Consider the following 19503-nt stretch of genomic DNA (forward strand, 5'->3'; position numbering starts at 1 on the left):
ACAAATGTTGGAAAATGATGACGTGGCAAATCAGAGCGAAACAGCAAAGAAACCTGATACAGCCAAAGACCCGGCCACAGATCCGAAAACCGAAACGGATGCACCAAACGCGGGCAAGAATCTGGATGCCATCTTTGGGGTCAAACTGGATGTGCGCGCGGTGCTTGGACGCAGCCGGATACCGATTTCGGAACTGCTGAACCTGACCAAAGGGTCTGTGATCGAACTGGACCGGCGGGTCGGAGAGCCTGTTGATCTGATGATCAATGACCGGCTGGTTGCTCGGGGCGATCTGGTGCGGGTAAAAGGCGACATGCTGGGCGTAGCACTACGTGAAATCGTAAAAGACTTTGTCACAGACAGTTAATATGCTCTTTCGCCCATTGCATCACGTTGGCCCTATCCTGACGGCAGCCATTCCCATGGCGCTGGTCCTGCTGACCTGCGCCACATCTGCGTCAGCGCAGGATGCTGATGTGGGTGGCTTGATCCGCGAACTGTCCTCCCAATTAGGCGGGGTACAGCCGGGCAGTGACGCAGGGGCCAGCCTGTCCGGTCGCCTGATCCAGCTTTTTGTTCTGGTGACAGCGCTGAGCGTTGCGCCCGGTCTATTGGTCGTGATGACCAGCTTTACCCGCTTTGTTATCGTCTTTTCCATGTTGCGACTGGCGCTGGGATTGAACCAGACGCCGCCCAACATCGTGCTGAACGCAATGGCGCTTTTCATGACCTTTTTTGTCATGCAGCCGGTGTTCGAAGACGCCTGGGAAGGCGGGATCAAGCCACTGATGAACAACGCCATCACCGAAGAACAGGCAATACAGAATATCTCGGAACCCTTTTACAACTTCATGGCCGTCAACACCCGCGACAAGGACATTCAGCTGTTCACCGACATCGCAAATGACGCCACCACCCAGCCAGAGGAAGCGGACGCCGGGCCCAGCTGGCGTGTCCTGGTGCCGTCCTTCATGATCTCCGAGCTGCGCCGTGCGTTTACCATCGGGTTTCTGATCTATCTGCCTTTTGTGGCGATTGACCTGATCGTCGCCTCTGTTCTGATGAGTGCAGGCATGATGATGCTGCCTCCTGTTCTGGTCTCGCTGCCCTTCAAGGTGATCTTTTTCGTACTTATTGACGGCTGGTACATGTTGGCAGGGTCACTGATCCAATCTTATCTTTCTGGATAGTCGATTTTTACAACAAAAGAGATTTAATTTAAGGATAGGTTCAACTATCCTTAAAATAACTGCCCAATCTACCGGATAACTTCTTCAATGAACCAATTTGTTCCCCTTCGAAAACACCGCCGCATGTCAGGCGCGCAGAAGTCTGCCGTGCTGTTCCTGTGCCTGGGTGAAGGGCGTGGCGGTGCATTGATGCAGCAGTTGGACGTGGCTGAAATTCGACAAATCACAACGGCCATTTCAAACATGGGCGAAATCGACGCTGGTATCGTCGAAAGCATCCTTGAAGAATTTGATGAAAAGCTCAATCACGAAGGCGGTGTTGTGGGCTCGATTGATGCCGCCCGCAACCTGCTAAGTGAATTTCTGCCCGAGGATCGCGTTGCCGAGATTTTGCAGGAGATCAATACCAATACCACCGGCAATGTCTGGAAAGATCTCTCCGATCTGGATGAAAAACAATTGGTGGAATTCCTGCGCAAGGAACACAATCAAACAGTGGCAGTGATCTTGACGCGGTTGCGCCCGGATGCGGCGGCCAAAGTTCTGCCCCTGCTTGGCAACGACCGTGCACCTGATCTGATCGAACGGATCATGGCGATGGAGAACCTGCCATCCGATACCATCCAGAATATCGAAAACACCCTGCGCGAAGATGTCCTTGCCAAGGCAAACAACAGCCCCGAAGCCAGGATTGAGGGGCATCTTGTCTCGATATTGAACAAACTGGACGGTGATCTGTTCGAACAAATCTCGGCTGAACTGGAACAACGCCGCCCCGACCAGTTTGGCGGGATCAAACAAAAGATGTTTGTCTTTGATGATCTGGTGAAGTTCAACGAAATGGATTTGGGCAAGATCATGCGCGAGGTCTCAGCCACCACGCTGCCGCTTGCCCTGCGCGGTGCCAAAAAAGAGATCCGCGAGCATTTTCTGGCAGCTTTGCCTTCGCGCTCACGGGGCATGTTGCAGGATGAAATGTCATCCATGGGCCCGATCAAACTGCGCGATGTGAAAGAGGCGCAAGGACAGTTGGTTGAGGGTGCGCTGCGTCTGCTGGCGGATGGAACCATCACCTTGGCCGATACCACCGAGGAAATGATGGAAGACATGGCTGAGTAGCAGGTTAGTGCGGCTAAATGTCAGCGATAGAGCTGCGAGGCGCTGAAGTTCACCATATCGATATCGAGAGTCATCGCCACAAACTGCCCGCTGTTGCGCGAGTTTTGCAGAATGTTCAGCGCCGCACTGTTTGACACAAAGCGCTGCGGGTTGATGACGTCAGAAATCGCCATATAGCGCGAGATCAACCGGTCACGTTCCGCAGGGTCTGCAAGGTCCTCCAGATCGAATTTTTCCGCAAACATGGCCGCCTGCCGGTCGAGGTCCAGCGCTGACATCTGTTCCGGCAACCCCAGCGCCACCTGAAAGAAACTCGTCAGTTTCTCATCACCCAAAACCTCAAACCAGCTTGCGATCTCACCGCCCGTCTCGCGAAACTCCAGCACGGTCCCGACGGTCTCGTTCTGCTCATCATTCGAATTGATAAACTGGCGATTGTAAAAGCGGTCTGAAATACCATCGAGAAACGCCGAATTTGAAAAATCGGGCAACTGCGGCCCCGCCTCTGTGGTAAAGCCCAAGGCCAGATGCATCTCCCTAAACCGCGGGTCAGTCAGCCGGTTCAACAAAGAGTCGGGCGCAACAGGGTCACTTTCCAGAACCTTGCGGATCATCGCCTTGCCGAAAATCTGATCTTCCAGATCAAAGGCCTTCATCACAAAACTATAGACTTCAAAATCTGCCACCAGCTCTTGTGGTGTGGTGATTGACCCAATCCGCTCGCGAAATGCGGCTTCGCTGCGCTTGTTTGCGGCCTCATTCCGCATGGTTTCCAACTGCTGATCCCGTGTGGCATCGATCAAACGAAGCGCCGCCTGACTTCCAAGTCCAGAAATGCCAATCATCGGGTTCCTATTCCGCCGCTGTTGCGGCTGCTTTCTCATGGATCATCTCAAACAGTCGATCTTCATATTCCATCAGCGGACGCAAGGCACGCATCCCTTTGTAGAAATCGGCCTGTGACACATGGTTTGCCGCTTCAAAGATGTGTTCGCCGACCTCATCATGAAAAACCGGGACAAGCTGCGCCAGCTTCTTCTGGATAATCGGGACAAGTTTCTTGCGTTTGGAAGCATCCAAAAGCGCCGCCTGAATAAAGAAATACACTTCTTTGACCGGCGTGCGCGCCTGCTTTTCGTCCAGCAGATCCGCCTCGCGCACGATATCAGCGTGGTTCTCGATCACCAGCAATTGCCGCCGGTCAGAGTTGCGAACCACACAGCCGTTGATCAAGATGCGTTCATTCGGTTTCAACGTCAGTCGCAGTGCCATCTCGCCTACTCCGCCGCTGTTTCGAATTGCCGACCGCTCAGACCATCGATGATGGTCCGGTTGATGTCGATCAGAGGTTTCACAGGTTTGCCACCGGCCAATACGCCCTGCGTGTGGCTCTCTACCCAAAGTGCGAGGGATATGATGCTCGCCTTCAGCTCAGGTGTCAGACCGTTTTCTGTTTCAGTAAGGTCCATTTTGAAGGTCGACCAAACCATCTGGTTCTTCAACAACGTATGGCGAAGGCCATCAGCCAAAAGCTGCAACCGCTCCAACCGTCGTTCCGCATTGTCGAATTCAAGGAACTGTGTTTCCAGTTCTGATGTCACCTGCGCAAGGATGCGACGCTCAATCTGGCGTGGCGCTTCCGTGTGCGAGATGGTCCGCTTGTACGCGGTTACACTCATTCTCGTCACCTATCGTTATTTTTCTGCCTCAAACCAAATCTTAACCAATCGCGGTTAAGGGAAATTTAACGTTCTGTAATTTTTAAGAAAAAGCCGGATTTCCTTTGCTGTCCTACCTTATCGTGGCGGATTCATCACACCGCAGGAAAAACATTTGGAATCCGGCGCTTGCAAACAAAACGCCCACCTGGAGGGGAGTCCAGATGGGCGTTGAGCGGCAGTGCTGCTGCGCGTGTTATTGAACCAGGTTCATCAATTCTGGTTGGTTGCTCGACGGGGTGTTTTGCTGTGAAACCTCCGCGTTCCGTCGGGAGATCATCGCCGGGTTATCAGTCTGGTTAAGCTGCGAAAGGTCAACCAGAACCTGCCCCAATGCCTGCCCGAGGTCCTGACTGGACATTGTATGCACGCCCCCAATTTCTGACGGCTCGATCAGGACGATGGTGCGGTCACAAATCTCGATCCCGAATTCCTCGAACAAAACATCCGCCAGACTGGCACTGGGCAGAACCTCGTCACCGGCATAGCTGACAACAGGACGGGCACCTGTGCGCGTTTCCTTCGTTGTGAAACAGATCATCGGCGAGGCAAGAAGAGAGGCCAGGATGCTACCAAGCGGCGGGAGGTTCGTCGGGTCGCGTAATTCCAAAGTATTACTCCAGATATGCTCGACAATGTTCATTTGGCAGTCCCCTGAATTCTTGCTGTTCGTTAAGATTATTCCCGTTTAAGGGGAGATTGAATGCCAAATTTGTTAATAATTCACCCTGCTTCAACCCCGCGGTTTTTACCTTAACCCTAGGCGTCTAAATCATAAAATTTCAACCTAAAGGAGACTAGTTGCAAATTTCCATTAACTTACAGCCCTCTAAATGTAGTGGCCGATCTTGGAGCCCCGCCTAATTGTAGTGGTGACCTCTACCGACCATGCAAGGTCGCATTCGACAACATTTACAATTCTACAGTTGCGGAATCGTTCAACACGCCAACCGGGGGTAGGTCACCCAAAACAGGCCAAGGCGACCGCCACGCAAATTGATTGAAACAGATGAAATTTAGGCGGGATCGAAGATGTTAGCGCTATTGGTCACCAGCCGGTAACCCAGTGAACGGATCGTCGAAACCGATACCTTGTCACCAAAACTATCCGACAGCTTCTTGCGCAATTTCGCGACATGAACATCAAACTTACGATCACCATACCGCCATGGCCGCGCATCCACAGCCAGACTTAACGCATCCCGGCTGACGGTTTCACCGTCATGCGCATACAAGACATGCATCACCTGAGCTTCGGAGATTGTCAGTCCGGCACGGTCCGCAATATAGGCCTGTGCATCCCAACTTCCGTCATCCGCCTGCAACAGCTCGGTGTTGAGGGGGAAATCAAGGCGCACAAACAAACGGACGGCCAGTTCACGAAGGCTGCACGGCCAGGCAACAACATCATTTGCACCGGCAAAAAACGCTTGAACGCAAAATTCATCCCGATCGGAACCAAGAACAATAATGACCGGAGAAGATGCCGCGCCCCTCGCGAGGCGTATAAGCTCAAGGGCGTCATCTTCCATCCCCGGCAGATGCACGATAACCGCATCGATATCGACATTCTTCGACAGTATCTCTTCTGCAGCCGCCCCATCCTCTACCGCCTCAAAGTCATGCTTCAACACAACTGACGCAAGGTAACTCAGCGGGTTTTTCAATCCACTTTCGCTGCTCACCAAAAGAGAGGTCGGCTTTCTATGAGACACTGGGGCACCCGTTAACTGGCGATAAGAAGTACAGCAACAAGGCAACTCGAGAATCGGAACACTCCTACATACAGCTACAAAGTAACATCAAACTCAATTCTTTTTGATTAGTTTTTTCAATAACATCACTATCCTTCTCTATCGCGCTCACTTGATTATCGTTAGGGGTCGACAAGAATGCCCGTTAAAGGATAACAAGAGTGTTGCCGAATATTTAGACAGAACAGATTATCATTTTTGACCCACCAGCAAATTCAAACAAAGGATATCCCGACCAAGTGAACGCTACACGGCTTGTCCTTGGGAAATTTTCAAAAAGAAACCGTCCGTTAACTTTCGTGACTACATAATGAATGTCACGGTCGCAGAAGCACCTGATCGGACCTGGAATCTAGGTAGACTTATGACAAATGTTACAAACAGCCCGCGTGACATCGCACTTGCCGCTGCGCAACGCCTTAAGGCTTTTATCTCGCATGGCAAAGACGACATATACCTTCAGCAGGCAATGCGCAGCGCTCATTTGGTAGTGATGCAGTCCGGGATATTGACCGACGAAGATGAACGTCACATTGGCATGAACGAGAATTTTACCATCCACTAGACCGGTAGGCTGCCTGACAGGTGGCCGATTTGACCGCAGCACCGGATGTGTGACTTGGGGTGGGACCTACACTGCAGGAAAACGCCCCGCTTCTTTCAATCGGAAGAGGTGGCAAGGAAAAAGCCTGTTCATTGCCAAAAACATAGGCGGATTAAGGCGCTATATTTAGACTGTTCTTGACATATCCAAATTTTATGCAGAAAGATCCTTCGGAAGCGCGAAGGCCACTCATCTAAAACTCTTCAACTTGCCCCACGTCAAATGGGCGAATTGATCAGCAGAGAGCAAGCAAATGGAAGATAAAAACGCCATGTTGGTATCTGATGCAACATTTAGCATTCTTTCCAGTTTCGCGTCCCGGGAAAACGCAACCGTTGAAGACGTGTTAGCCCTTGCGAGCAAGCTGCCCGCTGTCCTTGGAGGACGCGAACAACCCGCCACTGCACTTGCGCAGATCGTCAGCAGTAAACCCCACGAAACCGTTCGGCCAGCGGTCGCGATTGATCAATCGGTTTCTGATGACACGGTGACCTGCCTATGCTGTGGCAAATCCTTTACCATGCTTAAACGCCACCTTAAGGCAGAGCATGGGCTGTCAGAACATGAATATCGCACGATGTTTGGACTGGACGAGGACCACCTTTTGGTTGCCCCCAACTACTCCATCCGCAAGGCGGAATATGCCAAGCGCATCGGCCTCGGGAAATATGCCCGCGAGGATTCACCATCACAGGGCGCGGCACCGACCCTTTGAGCGCGCCAACTGCCTTGGAATTGCCACAATTCAGCCCTGTTAAACCCTTGTTCACCCTTGATACCTAGCTTCAACACGGGGTAGCAGAAGCACCGCCGTAAAACGACCGATACAAACTCGGCGTTACGAGGCAGAGCACATGGCAGCGAACACGCAGCCCAAGATTTTTAAGAAATACGAAATCGTTGAAGGTGGCGGCCACCATGGTGGCGGCTGGAAGGTGGCCTATGCCGACTTCATGACCGCGATGATGGCATTTTTCCTGTTGATGTGGATTCTGGCCAGCTCAGACGAGCAAAAATTGCGCGGCATTGCGGAGTATTTCACCAACGCCACAATGCCCGGCGGTATCGGGTTATTGGATGGATCGACACTTGGCCCGCCCGGCACCCTGACTGCATCAAACGGCAGCGTTGTGGCACGTGGTTCCGAACTGGGAAAAATTGATGATCCCGCTCCTGCCAGATGGGAAGTGCGCGACACAACTGTAACTTCAGACCCGAGTGAAAAAGTACCGGGAACCCGCGAAGGGGCACATGAAGCTCCTGCCGCTTCCGACGTGAGTGACGCAAAATTGCGGGCGGGCGATGCCGACGGGAACCCTGCAGCGGCTGATGCAAATGACGCGAAAAAAACCGCCGGTGCCACTGACACTGCCAGCGACGCGGCACATGCATTGGACCAAGAGAAGTTCAAACAGCTTCAGAATGAAATCTTGCAGGCGATGCAGGATAATCCAGATCTTGATCCGTTGAAGCAGAACGTGATTTTTGAACAGACACCGGAAGGGCTTCATATCCAGATCATTGATCAAGAAGGCAAACCGATGTTCCAAAGCGGTCGCGCCGAGATGGCCGGCGCAACCGATGTATTGCTCAGCAACCTGGGCACATCGCTTGCCTCGCTTCCCAACCCTATTGTTCTGTCAGGTCACACAGATGCCATCCGCTTTGCCGACAGCTCCAAATACGACAATTGGGATCTCTCTTCTGATCGCGCCAATGCCACCCGCCGTGTTTTCGAAGCGTCTGGCGTATCGCGGGATCGGATCATCCGGGTCTCGGGTATGGCCGATACTCAACTTCTGGTGCCTGAACGCCCAACGGACCCCTCTAATCGTCGGATCTCAATCATGGTTCGCTATCAAGAACCCGCTCAGCCTTCTGCCCCCTCCACCAAGGAAGCCGAAGTCGCGCCGCAGCAAACACCAGCAAAAGAGATGAACACCAATGAAGTAAAACAGGCAGAGCTTGCACCGCCCCCGGTCGCCCCCATTGGCGAGCAGGTATTCCAGAACCTGCGCAATGCCCTGCGTTAAGAGGCGGCGGCGAACATCCCGTCTCTGGCTGTCCGCACACTTGCGAACTTCGGCCGCCGCGTACCCTCTGCTGACTTGCGCAGAAACTCAGGCAACAGCGGGCTCAGCTCGTTCTCCGCATGAGGCATCGGTACCTGAGTATTATGCACCTCACGCGGTGGCATCTGGGGTTTTTGCGTCTGAACCTGCTGTATCTGGGCCCGCTGCATCTGAGGCTGTGGCACGATATGCGGACGCACCATCACGACCGGTGCCGCAGGTTCTCTCGGTTTTACCTCAGCGGCAGGCCGGTCCAGCCCAAGGATAACATAAGGGTCCAAACCTTCTTCAAGCGCGTAGGTATAGTTGATCGCATAATCGATCGCCTCGTCCAGCAGATCAGGATCAGAAGCAACCAAAGCCATCAGGCGCCGTTCATCCGAATAGAGAAAGCTCCGGGTCTCGAAGCCGCGCACCTTGGGGACAAAGCAAACATCGTTGCTGTCGACACCCAGCATATCCAACAACCTCTTGGGCATCGCGGCACGTTCGTCCCGGCGAAACACCACCATGCTGCAATCCCCATCGCGCGTCAGACAGGCCGCCAGACAAATGTGATCCGGCCATGCGGAAAAAACATGCTTGATGTCATCAGCGTCTATGAGAACGACCAAAATACTTGACGTGTCGGTCATGCAACAGGGCCTCCAAGTTAAAATTAGACATGCCTAAACATGAATGCACACTCGGAAAGTGTCAACTATATTTGATATGGATAATTTATACTTAACAACCTATCAACTATCCTTGAGTTTTGCTGAAAAATAGGGCTAAGATTCATGGAAAATGGACGGACGGGCGTAATATGACAATTCTTCTGGGCTTTATCCTCATCCTGGGCATGGTCTTTGGCGGCTACATGCTTTCCGGCGGTGAAATGGGCATCATCATGCATGCCCTTCCCTTTGAGGGTATGATGATTGGCGGCGCTGCTTTGGGATCGTTCATCGCTGCGAACTCCTTCGCCAACCTCAAGGGCGCAGGCAAGGGCCTGCTCAAGGCAATGAAGGGCCCGAAATGGAAACCCGCAGATTACATTGATCTGCTGAACCTGATGTACACTCTGGCCCGTATGTATCAGCAAAACGGCATTCTATCCTTGGATGAACATATCGAAAGCCCAATGGAAAGCTCGATTTTCTCGCAATATCCGAAGATCCAGAAAGACCATTTTGCAATCGACCTGATCACCGACAGCTTTCGCATGCTGGCCCTGCAATTCGACGACCCCTATCAGGCGGAGGATGTGATCAACCGCAAGCTCAAGAAACATCATCATGAAGCACTTGTGGCCCCCCATGGGCTGACAACCGTTTCCGACGCCCTGCCCGCGATTGGCATTGTCGCTGCGGTTCTGGGGGTTATCAAAACCATGTCCTCAATTGATAAGCCGCCGGCTGTTCTTGGTGCGATGATCGGTGGCGCGCTTGTCGGCACGTTTCTTGGGGTTTTCCTTGCCTATTGTTTTGTCTCTCCCGTCGCCAACCGGCTTCAGGCAATTGAGGATCAGGATGGCATCTATTACGGCGTGATCCGCGACATCTTCATCGCGATCCTGCACAACCATTCCCCGGCGATCTGCACGGAAATCGGGCGCGGTAACATCCCGACCTCCCTGCAACCCACCTTTTACGAGATGGAAGAAGCCCGCCAGAACCTGCCAGCAGCTGCCTAAGACATGGGCCTGCGCGACCGTCTGGCAGCATTGCACTTGATCGACCGGGTCAAACAGCACGAGATGGAGACAATCGGGGCGTCATTGGCAGAGTTGCGGGCCACAGAGAAAGCGCTTGAGGATCAAAGTATCAAACTACATGACGACGCCCTGCGTGAAGCGGCTGACAGCACCGAAGACACACGCATCTTCCTGCCTGCTTACCTAAATTCAGTCGAGATACGTCAGCAGGGCCTTGCAGAGGAACGTGCAGCGGCTGCTGAACAGGCCGCTTTGGTCGAGGAGCGGCTGTTTGACGCGTTTCGCGAAACCAAGACAACGGAGCAGATCCTGCAGCGTGTGAAAAAGGAAGTCGCCTTAGAAAGCGCCCGCGCCACTGCCTCACAGATGGATGATGCCGACCGCGCCTTGTATATGCTGGCGCGGACAGGGCAGTTCACCGGATAGTCAGACCCTATTTTAACGACAACGAGACTGCGGGCTTACCTGCTATCGTGCCTGCGCATTCAAACACGACGGCGGTTTTTTCCCCCACCACTGCTTGAGAATTTGGACACAACGCCCTTTCCACTCGCCACACCCGCAACGCGTGCCACGATCAAAAGCACCGGCCAGTCCGCAGGCAACTTGCCCTTGGCCATTGGGAAAAGGGAAATTGTGGCCCCTTGGTTGTTGACAGAATAATGCGCAACCAGATCAGGCTGGCGAGAATCCGAAACCGCCGCAAGTTCAGAGATTTCCGAAACAGCCGTAATGTCACAACCTTGGGCCCATACCTTCAATGGGCTCTCCTTGATCATCGCCATCAAATCCGGCGTTGTACCGTCATCCGTCAAATCCTGGCACACACCCAGCCATTTCTGCACTACTTCCATCAATGCCATGCCGCGCGTGGTGCTGGTGCTGTTGGGATCTTGGGAATGTCGGCTTTCAATCATGCACAAATCACGGTCGGTGATCTGCCCGTCCGCCAACATATCGGCCATGATCCCGCGTTCCGCATCCCCAAACCAGTTTACCGCCAGCGGCATGCCTTCATCGCTGCGTCCTTCCACCAGTTGTTGTGGCGTATAGCGCCCCGCCGTCAGCTCTACTTCCAGCCCTACGGCGCGTGCCTGTGCCAAAAGACGGGCAGTAACCGTTTCGCCAACATCCTCCAGATCATCATCCGTACTCACCGCCGGATCATCAGAAAACCGCACAGGGTTTTCCACATTGCGTGCTGCCTTTGGGATAGACATCACCGTTTCGCCAACCACCACGGGAAGGTCTACAAAAAACTCCGTGCCGATGCCCTCTTTACTCACAAAGGAAATCTGACCCTTATGTTGTTCAACAATCATCTTCACAATAGAAAGCCCCAAACCGCTGCCGCCTTTTGAGCGTGTGTCAGAACTGTCTGCTTGCGTGAACTTGTCATACATCGTGGGCTGTGCGTGTTTGGGGATGCCCTCGCCAAAATCACGGATCGAGATGCGCCAGCGTCCTGCAACTTCTTTCAGGGAGACCACCACTTCCGACCCCGCGTCAGAAAACTTGGCCGCATTTGACATCAGGTTATCAATCACCTGCGTCAGACGTTTTGGGTCCCCATAGGTCAAGGCCGCGCCGTCATGGTCGTCCGGCAACAGGCGCACTGTCACCCCAAACCTGTCAGCACCGAATTTATTGGCGGCCAAAGCCGTGGACAGCATCTTGCCCAGATCAAAAATCTCCAGCTGGTAATTCATCTTGCCCGCCTCAAAATTTTCAAGGTCGAGGATATCATTGATCATGGTCACCAGATTGTCGCAGTTCTTGGCGGCCATATTCACCAGTGAATTCATCTTGGCGGGCATTTCCCCTGCAGCCCCCGAAAGCGCCAAGCCAAGAGACCCCTTGATCGACGTCAGCGGCGTGCGCAATTCGTGACTGACTGTCGAGATAAAGGCGGTCTTGGCTCTTTCGATCTCTTTGCGCTCTGAGATATCGCGGTAAATGGCGATCAAACGCGGTTCTTCCTGATCCGGTTGTGCGTATTCCAGACTGATCTCATAGGTAACGCCAGCCTTGGCGGAGACCTCCCAAGTTGCCCGGCGCTCCGGCCCCTCTGCCAAGGCGGCACACCTCAGCTTCAACACCTCAAGATCATCCTTGGTAATGAAATTCGCCGCGGTTTTACCGGTCCAGTCTCCCCCCATGCGATTGGCAATCAGACGTTTGCCAGCCGCTGCATTGACATAAAGGACATCCAATGTCCCGGGACGCAGAACAACAACCTGATCCTGTATCAATTCAAGCGTGTTGTTAAACCTCTTCTCCGAAACGCCTGCGCGTGTTTTGGTGACATCAGAGGCGACAATGGCAACTTCGCTAAGTTTGTTTGACGTACCGGTGACTGGAATAAATGTGCATTGCACCCAGGCAAGCTTGCCGTCCCGCTTGAGCAGTTGCAGCGCTCCCTGCCATGTCGCACCGGCTTTCATCGCGCGCATGATCTGGGATTGCATCAGCTCTTGATTAGTCTCATCCAGAATGCTTGCCAGAGGGCTGCGCACCAGACTGCTGCGCGTGCGGTCCAGGGCCGAAACAAAATGGTCATTCACATGAGAAATCTCACCATCCTTGGTCAACATGCAGAACACCGTATGGTCTTCGATGGCATTGCGGTAAAACTGCTTGGAACGGACTTCCGAATTCAGAACATTCTTGCGTGTTTCGGCCAGACGCGCAGTGCGGATAAGCTCTGTCACCAGAAACAAGAGTGACAAAATGATCAACGCGGCCACAGCCAAAGTCGGCCATTTGTAGTCGCGGTAAATCCTTGCCCCCGCCTGTTGAATATAATTCTCATAAGGGCGTGCATGCAGAGAGATCAGCAAATCATGAACCGGCCGGTAATTCTGCGGTGCCTGCCAAACAATACCACCTGCTGCCTGTGCTTCGGGACTCTGCGCATCGATGGACAGCAATGTACCGATCAAATGGCCCAATGCGTCATCCGGGACGTTGGGCAGCGATCCCATCACCCATTCCGGAAACAGGGGTGTGCTGATCCAAAACGGAAACCCCGGATGCCCACTGGGCGCAACGGGGAGAAAATCCTTTAGGTCAATTGCACCCTGTTCGGCCAGTCTTTCCAACACACCGGCGCGGATTACCCCAACATCGACCAAGCCGTTCTGCACCGCATAAACCACCTCGCGCTGGTTGCCGCCGGAAAACAGAAGATCACCACTGATGCTCTCGGGATCAACCCGGTATTTGCGCGCCTCCTGCAACGCCAGCTTCCATCCTGTCAGCTCGTTCGGATCCATTGCCATGACCCGAAGGCCCGCCAAACCCTCATAGCCAGAGATCGGACGATCACTGCGGGTGAAAACCAAAGCGCCGGTTTGGCTGTAGGTCCGGTTTTCCCACATATAGGCCATCGACAAAATCGCCCGCGCGCCCTCCTCCACCTCTGCAATCGCAAAAGCTGCGGGATCACTTACAAAGACATCGATTGCGCCCTTGTCGAGCCCCTCCAGCAGCGAGGGCTGGTTATGTGGCTCCAACCGGAAATGAAAAGGATGCTCTTGGGCGCGAGCGGTTGCGTTCAAAAGCGAAACCGTGGGGGCCCATGCCTCAAGCGCTCTGGTCGCCCCCTCAGAGGCCAGCACCCCAATGGTGATCTCCGTATCATCCTCATGAACGTCCTGTGCCGTTGCCGGCCCCAGACAAGCCAAAGTGACCGCAACCAAAAGCACCCGGAACAGAAAAAACTTCCGCAACTGCAACGCAGAATCCAAAACAGCGATGAAAGACTCCATACCCCTCATCCCTTGTTCAACGCAATATAGAGGCCCCCGAAAGGGGCCGCGGTGGGTTCTGTAGTCCGGTTACGATCAATCACCTGCATTGCCCGCACGCAGGGCATCAAGCTCACAATCCGTCTAATATACATGAAATGCCATCAGCCAGTCAGGCCGGTCCGCTTTCTTTCCTTTATGGGGTCGCACCACCAAGGAGGTCTTGCTTGCCTTCTGGCAAAAGGCCCTAAAGAAACCGCAAACTGGTCATTCTTGGGACAGGTTAATGTATGCCACATAAATATGGCAAAAGTTAGACCCAATCGAATCTCTCTTGGAAATCACTTCAAATCAACGGGATTCGAAATGGCGCGGCAAGCGATTTAGGGTGGCCAATTTTCCAGATCAGCACGACGACACCTGTCAGAATAACCAATGCCGGGCAGATAAACCCATCGCATTCAGCACCCCATACGCATCAGCAAGCGCACCACGCTCAATCACGAGCACAGAGAGAAGCTAGATAAATGTTCAGTGGTTGTCTTGGGTGAACAATTGTTGGGCTTTATCGCGTTCTTCCTGATGAGCGTGGATTTGCTTCATCATGTGCATTTTCAAGACGGCTCAATACTAAATTGGCATGGCACACAGTAAGCTATCACGGCCCTGAGACCCGCCTGCTACAGCCAGTCTTTCCTGATCAAATCGCTCGCCCGTTCTGCGATCATGACGGTGGGTGAGTTTGTGTTGCCCGATGTGATGCTCGGCATGACCGAGGCGTCAACAACCCTTAGGCCAGTGACCCCGTTGACCCGTAGCTCTGGATCAACAACCGCACGTGTATCCATCCCCATGCGTGCTGTACCGACAGGATGAAAGATTGTTGAGGCAATCTGAGCCGCCCCTGCAATCAACTCCTCGTCCGATTCCGCACGCTTTCCGGGTTTGAACTCCTCAGGCTGGTATTGCGACAGCGGTGCCTGCTCCATAATCTTTCGCGTCAGGCGAATGGCCCGCACCGCAGTTGCGCGATCATTCTGTGTCGACAGGTAGTTGGGTTGTATTTCTGGATGTGCTTTTGAATCAGGTGAGGTGATATGCACATGTCCTCTGCTCTCAGGGCGCAGATGACAAACGCTCGCGGTGATCGCAGGGAAGGGATGAGGGGCCTGCCCAAAGGCTTCCAGCGACACAGGTTGGACGTGATATTCAAGATCTGGCGTTTCGATATCCTGATGGGATCGCGCAAATGCTCCAAGCTGGCTTGGAGCCATCGACATCGGCCCGCTGCGTTTCAACGCATACTCAAGGCCGATCTTGGCCTTGCCCCACAGGGACGCGCTCATGGTGTTGAGCGTCTTTGCCCCCTTGACCTTATAGGCACAGCGTATCTGCAGATGGTCTTGCAAATTGCCGCCGACGTCAGGCGCGTCTTGGCGCACCTCAATTTCATATTTCTGCAAAAGCGCGCCTGGCCCAATACCAGACAATTGAAGCAATTGTGGCGTCCCGATGGCCCCAGAGGCCAGGATCACTTCGCGTTTCGCGGTAACGCAAGCTGGTTGACCCTGTCGTAGGAACTGAATCCCCTTTGCGCGTTTGTCCACAAAGAGAATGCGTTCGGCCTGCGCATGTGTCATCACCTTGAGGTTGGGCCGGTTCATCGCGGGTCGCAGGAAACCTTTCGATGTACTCCAACGCCACCCGGAACGCTGGTTCACTTTGAAATAGCCAACGCCAAAATTATCACCACGGTTAAAGTCAGATGTCTCCGGGATTCCGGCATCAACAGCTGCCGCTTTCCAAGCATCAAGAATGTCCCATTTCAACCGTTGTTCTTCAACACGCCATTCGCCACCCGCGCCATGCCCGTCGACTTCACCCGCGAAATAATCTTCAGACTTGGTAAAATACGGCAGAACGTCATCCCAGCCCCAGCCAGAACATCCCATTTGACGCCACCCGTCATAATCTGCGGCCTGTCCACGAATATACAGCATGCCGTTAATCGACGAACACCCGCCCAAGACACGCCCACGGGGATACAATAGTTTGCGCCCGCCCAGACCTTCACAGGCGGCTGTTGAAAACCCCCAGTCAGTACGCGGGTTGCCGATACAATACAGATAACCAACGGGAATATGGATCCAATGGTAGTTGTCTTTGCCCCCCGCTTCCAACAGAAGCACACGGGCATTGGGGTCCTCGCTCAGGCGGTTGGCAAGAACGCAGCCTGCAGACCCCGCACCCACGATCACGAAATCAAATTCACCGAAATCCTGCAAAAAGGCCTCCTTTTCAGACGCGTTCCCAGCATTCTCTGGGTGTGCGTGTTGTCACTCTCCCTAAAAGGGCTGCGTTAATCCATAGAAGGAAGCAGCATTTCTGCACTTCTGCTGTCGAAAAACGTTCATAGGGTTTCAAACCCGCGACCCCCTAAGTTGCCTGAGATCAAAACCGAACACGTTCTTTGAGTTTGGGAAATTTGGTCGCAATAGGGAGGAATATCAATGACGTTTGTTAAGACACTTCAAAGCACTTCTATGGCTGTAAGCCTTGCTTCTGCGTTTTCGATCACCGGGTTGGCCGCATCTGCAGAAGAGGTGCAAGAACTGAAATGGGCCGTGCCTATCAGCTTTTCTTCAAACCTCACGGCCTTGGGTGACACCCTGCCATGGGTTGCGGAGCAGTTGAAAAACGCCTCGGGTGGGAAGATCGAATTTGAAGTCTTTGAACCCAACAAAATGATCCCGGCGCTTTCGGTTTTTGAAAGCACGGCCACGGGACAGATCGAAGTTGGTTACAGCTGGATGGGATATGAGCGTGGGCAGGTACCTGCCTCGGCCCTCTTTGGTGCAACCCCGTTCGGACTGGAGCCTGCGCAATTCATCGCTTGGATGTATCAGGCTGATGGCAACGCGCTTTTGCAAGAGCTATTTGAGCCTTACAATGTGCATCCGATCCTGTGTGGGGTCATCTCGCCAGAAGCCGCCGGTTGGTTCAAATTCCCTATTGAAACTGTTGAACAATTGGCAGGCTTGAAGTTCCGCGCTGCGGGACTGGGCGGCGAGATCATGAAAGAGGTTGGGATGTCGGTGACCGTCCTTCCGGGCGGCGAACTTTATCAGGCGCTGGAAACCGGTGTTCTGGACGCGACCGAATTTTCCCTGCCAACGGTGGATGAGCAGCTTGGGTTCTATCAGGTTGCGAAATACTACCATCTGCCAGGCTGGCACCAACCCTCAACTTCACAGTATTTGTACATCAGCGGCGATGTTTGGGACGACCTGAACAAAACAACACAGTCGCTGATCGAAACCTCCTGCATGGCGGGCGTCACCTATGCGATGGCCCGGGCCGAGGCACTGCAAGGCGCGGTTCTGAACTCTTTTGAAGACAAAGGCGTAACGGCAGAACAGCTTCCTGAAGAGGTTCTTCAAAAATTCCGTGATGCAACCGAAGTCGTCATGACCCGCGAAGCTGAAGCCGACCCCATGTTTGCCAAGATCTATGGCTCCATGATGGCATTCAAAGCCGAAAACGCGTCATGGCATGCGCTCGGCTATCTGCCGCGGGACTGGGCGTGGGACAACGCTTCAAAGCCCGAATAATCAAGAGCAGTGAAGAGAGGAGGAGGGAGTAAAAATGCCGCATCTCGTAGAAGATAGGCCAACGGCTGGCCATAGCCATTTAGTTGGGTCACCCCCCCTCCTTTCACGACTTATCGACAGGGCCATCCGGTTTATTTCAGTCACGGCTCATCTCAGCTGGCTGGTCCTGATCGTCGTCATTATCTCAAACGTGGTGTTGCGCTATGTATTGGCAGACAGTTCTGTCGCGCTGGAGGAATGGCAATGGCACCTCTATGGATATGGCTTCATGGTGGGCATCGCCTATTGCCTTGTCGAAGACCAGCATGTGCGTGTTGACGTCCTGTCAGAGCACTGGTCGCCCCGCCGGCGAGCGTGGGTTGATTTACTTGCCATGTTTATCCTGATCATGCCCTTCGCATTTGTAATTGCCCGCGACTCGATCCCATTTGTTGAGTTCTCCCATCAGTTGAACGAAGTCTCCAGATCGCCGGGCGGCCTGTCTCATCGCTGGATCATCAAAGCTGTTATTCCTTTCTCGATGGCATTGGTGTTTTTGGCGGCGCTTTCTAGAGCACTGTTGATGATCAAGATCATACTGGAGTCACCATCTGTCCAAAAAGGAACTCCAAATGTTTGATCTTGCAGTCAATGAACTGCTCGTTAGCGGGATGCTTCTCAGCTTCATCGCCCTGCTGTTTCTGGGTGTGCCGGTTGTCTGGTCTCTGGCTGGTGTATCGTTCGGGACAGCCCTGATTGCTCTGGGGCTGCATCATTACGCAGGTGCCGACACCCATTTCCTTGACAGCTGGCGCGACTATTCAATTATCGTGCCCCGCATTTGGTCCATTGTCGAAAATGGCGTATTGGTTGCACTGCCCTTGTTTGTGTTTATGGGCCTTATGCTGGATCAATCCGGTTTGGCAGAAACCTTGATGCGGGAATTTGCTGCCACTCTGGGCCGCTTTAGTGGCGGACTGGCAGTAGCGGTGATCCTGATAGGCATTTTGCTTGCGGCCTCAACCGGGATCGTAGGTGCGTCAGTGGTATTGCTGACTACCGTTGCCATGCCAATCATGCTGGAACAGGGGTATGATCGCAGGCTGGCCGCGGGTGTTATTGCCTCGGCAGGCACGCTGGGCATTCTAATCCCACCTTCCATTATGTTGATCATTATGGCCGATCAGCTTGCCCTATCTGTGGGTGAACTCTTTATGGGTGCATTGGTCCCCGGAATACTTCTGGGGCTTTCTTACCTTGTCTATGTTGTTGCGGCTGTTTCATTGAACCCCGCTTTGGCACCCCGTCCCGCCAATGTGACCCCGCTGACCGCACGGGGGTTGCTGCGCACGTTCCTTGCCGTCATGCCGCCGCTTGGTTTGATGGTCGCTGTGCTTGGCTCCATCTTTGCCGGTATCGCAACCCCGACCGAAGCGGCGGGGATTGGCGCACTCGGCGCGACTTTGCTTGCATTCGCAAACGGCCGCCTTTCCCTAACGGTGCTTTATGAGGTTGCCCGCCGGACAACCCTAACAACATCCTTCATCTTTGGGATATTCATCGGCGCAACAGCATTTGCCTTGGTCATGCGTGCCCTTGGTGGCGACGACATCATTGCCGCCGGGCTACATTCAATACCCTTTGGCAGTACCGGTGTTGTTGTGACGATCCTGATCTTCGCCTTTATCGCAGGGTTCTTTCTGGACTGGCTGGAAATCACACTGATTTTCCTGCCCCTCGTCGGTCCTGTTGTGATTGGCGATCTGGGCTATGACCCCATCTGGTTTGTCATTCTGTTCTCAGTGGCCCTCCAGACATCATTCATCACACCACCTGTTGGATTCTCTTTGTTTTACCTCAAAGGTGCTGCACCAAGCGAGGTCACCACACCTGAGATATACAAAGGCATCATCCCCTTTGTGATAATCCAACTACTCATAGTTGTGCTGATTATTTCACGCCCGGAAGTCGTAACATGGCTGCCGCAACTCGTATACGATTGAGGCCGAGA

Annotated in this window: 19 protein-coding genes; 11 read left to right on the forward strand and 8 right to left on the reverse strand. The window is 53.4% G+C overall.

From position 1 onward, the window contains the following. Positions 1–4: 4 nt before the first annotated feature. From QQL78_RS14765 to QQL78_RS14775, 3 genes are all read left to right on the forward strand, one after another. A complete protein-coding gene (locus tag QQL78_RS14765; RefSeq protein ID WP_284374578.1) occupies positions 5–367 on the forward strand; it encodes a FliM/FliN family flagellar motor switch protein in 363 nt (120 codons plus the stop codon). A 1-nt stretch (position 368) separates the two neighbouring features. Then, the gene (gene fliP, locus QQL78_RS14770; RefSeq protein ID WP_284374579.1) at positions 369–1190 is read left to right on the forward strand and encodes a flagellar type III secretion system pore protein FliP; all 822 of its coding nucleotides are present in this window, start codon (positions 369–371) and stop codon (positions 1188–1190) included. Positions 1191–1277: 87 nt separating this feature from the next. Next, on the forward strand, positions 1278–2309 hold the full coding sequence (locus QQL78_RS14775; RefSeq protein WP_284374580.1) for a flagellar motor switch protein FliG: 1032 nt from the start codon (positions 1278–1280) through the stop codon (positions 2307–2309). Positions 2310–2329: 20 nt separating this feature from the next. Here the strand turns inward: QQL78_RS14775 and QQL78_RS14780 are convergent, their stop codons facing one another. The 5 genes from QQL78_RS14780 to QQL78_RS14800 form a co-directional block, all read right to left on the reverse strand. Beyond that, positions 2330–3154, reverse strand: coding sequence for a DUF1217 domain-containing protein (locus tag QQL78_RS14780; RefSeq protein WP_284374581.1), 825 nt, complete (start codon positions 3152–3154; stop codon positions 2330–2332). 7 nt (positions 3155–3161) lie between these two features. After that, positions 3162–3581 carry a flagellar biosynthesis repressor FlbT gene (locus QQL78_RS14785; protein ID WP_284374582.1) on the reverse strand — a complete coding sequence of 140 codons (420 nt, stop codon included), beginning with the start codon at positions 3579–3581 and terminating at the stop codon, positions 3162–3164. 5 nt (positions 3582–3586) lie between these two features. Further along, positions 3587–3988 carry a flagellar biosynthesis regulator FlaF gene (locus tag QQL78_RS14790; protein ID WP_284374583.1) on the reverse strand — a complete coding sequence of 134 codons (402 nt, stop codon included), beginning with the start codon at positions 3986–3988 and terminating at the stop codon, positions 3587–3589. 235 nt (positions 3989–4223) lie between these two features. Beyond that, complete coding sequence (locus tag QQL78_RS14795; RefSeq protein WP_284374584.1) at positions 4224–4670, reverse strand: hypothetical protein; 447 nt, start codon at positions 4668–4670, stop codon at positions 4224–4226. Positions 4671–5043: 373 nt separating this feature from the next. Next, the gene (locus QQL78_RS14800; protein ID WP_284374585.1) at positions 5044–5742 is read right to left on the reverse strand and encodes a response regulator transcription factor; all 699 of its coding nucleotides are present in this window, start codon (positions 5740–5742) and stop codon (positions 5044–5046) included. 403 nt (positions 5743–6145) lie between these two features. Here QQL78_RS14800 and QQL78_RS14805 point away from each other — a divergent pair, with 403 nt between their 5' ends. From QQL78_RS14805 to QQL78_RS14815, 3 genes are all read left to right on the forward strand, one after another. Then, the gene (locus QQL78_RS14805) at positions 6146–6346 is read left to right on the forward strand and encodes a hypothetical protein (protein WP_284374586.1); all 201 of its coding nucleotides are present in this window, start codon (positions 6146–6148) and stop codon (positions 6344–6346) included. A gap of 292 nt (positions 6347–6638) precedes the next feature. Then, positions 6639–7100 (forward strand): MucR family transcriptional regulator, encoded by a 462-nt coding sequence (locus tag QQL78_RS14810; protein WP_284374587.1) that lies wholly within the window; start codon positions 6639–6641, stop codon positions 7098–7100. Between the two features lie 139 nt (positions 7101–7239). Beyond that, the gene (locus QQL78_RS14815) at positions 7240–8418 is read left to right on the forward strand and encodes a flagellar motor protein MotB (RefSeq protein ID WP_284374588.1); all 1179 of its coding nucleotides are present in this window, start codon (positions 7240–7242) and stop codon (positions 8416–8418) included. Here QQL78_RS14815 and QQL78_RS14820 read toward each other — a convergent pair. Beyond that, the gene (locus tag QQL78_RS14820) at positions 8415–9092 is read right to left on the reverse strand and encodes a flagellar motor protein (protein ID WP_284374589.1); all 678 of its coding nucleotides are present in this window, start codon (positions 9090–9092) and stop codon (positions 8415–8417) included. The genes QQL78_RS14815 and QQL78_RS14820 overlap by 4 nt on opposite strands. Before the next feature lie 170 nt (positions 9093–9262). Here QQL78_RS14820 and motA point away from each other — a divergent pair, with 170 nt between their 5' ends. Both motA and QQL78_RS14830 read left to right on the forward strand, forming a co-directional pair. After that, complete coding sequence (gene motA, locus QQL78_RS14825) at positions 9263–10132, forward strand: flagellar motor stator protein MotA (RefSeq protein WP_284374590.1); 870 nt, start codon at positions 9263–9265, stop codon at positions 10130–10132. Positions 10133–10135: 3 nt separating this feature from the next. Then, a complete protein-coding gene (locus QQL78_RS14830) occupies positions 10136–10579 on the forward strand; it encodes a hypothetical protein (RefSeq protein ID WP_284374591.1) in 444 nt (147 codons plus the stop codon). Between the two features lie 59 nt (positions 10580–10638). On the opposite strand, the gene QQL78_RS14835 is transcribed toward QQL78_RS14830, so the two are convergent. Together QQL78_RS14835 and QQL78_RS14840 are read right to left on the reverse strand one after the other, a co-directional pair. Next, positions 10639–13923 (reverse strand): ATP-binding protein, encoded by a 3285-nt coding sequence (locus QQL78_RS14835; protein ID WP_284374592.1) that lies wholly within the window; start codon positions 13921–13923, stop codon positions 10639–10641. Between the two features lie 659 nt (positions 13924–14582). Beyond that, complete coding sequence (locus QQL78_RS14840) at positions 14583–16187, reverse strand: GMC family oxidoreductase (protein ID WP_284374593.1); 1605 nt, start codon at positions 16185–16187, stop codon at positions 14583–14585. A gap of 225 nt (positions 16188–16412) precedes the next feature. Here QQL78_RS14840 and QQL78_RS14845 point away from each other — a divergent pair, with 225 nt between their 5' ends. The 3 genes from QQL78_RS14845 to QQL78_RS14855 are packed head-to-tail and all read left to right on the forward strand — an operon-like array spanning position 16413 to position 19495. Next, positions 16413–17513 carry a TRAP transporter substrate-binding protein gene (locus QQL78_RS14845; RefSeq protein WP_284374594.1) on the forward strand — a complete coding sequence of 367 codons (1101 nt, stop codon included), beginning with the start codon at positions 16413–16415 and terminating at the stop codon, positions 17511–17513. Between the two features lie 34 nt (positions 17514–17547). Beyond that, a complete protein-coding gene (locus QQL78_RS14850) occupies positions 17548–18132 on the forward strand; it encodes a TRAP transporter small permease subunit (RefSeq protein ID WP_284374595.1) in 585 nt (194 codons plus the stop codon). Beyond that, positions 18125–19495, forward strand: a complete 1371-nt coding sequence (locus QQL78_RS14855; RefSeq protein WP_284374596.1) for a TRAP transporter large permease — start codon at positions 18125–18127, stop codon at positions 19493–19495. The genes QQL78_RS14850 and QQL78_RS14855 overlap by 8 nt, the downstream gene beginning before the upstream one ends. The last annotated feature ends 8 nt before the right edge of the window (positions 19496–19503 follow it).

The sequence above is a fragment of the Sulfitobacter pacificus genome (assembly GCF_030159975.1).
In the GTDB taxonomy this organism is placed as follows: Bacteria; Pseudomonadota; Alphaproteobacteria; order Rhodobacterales; family Rhodobacteraceae; genus Sulfitobacter; species Sulfitobacter pacificus.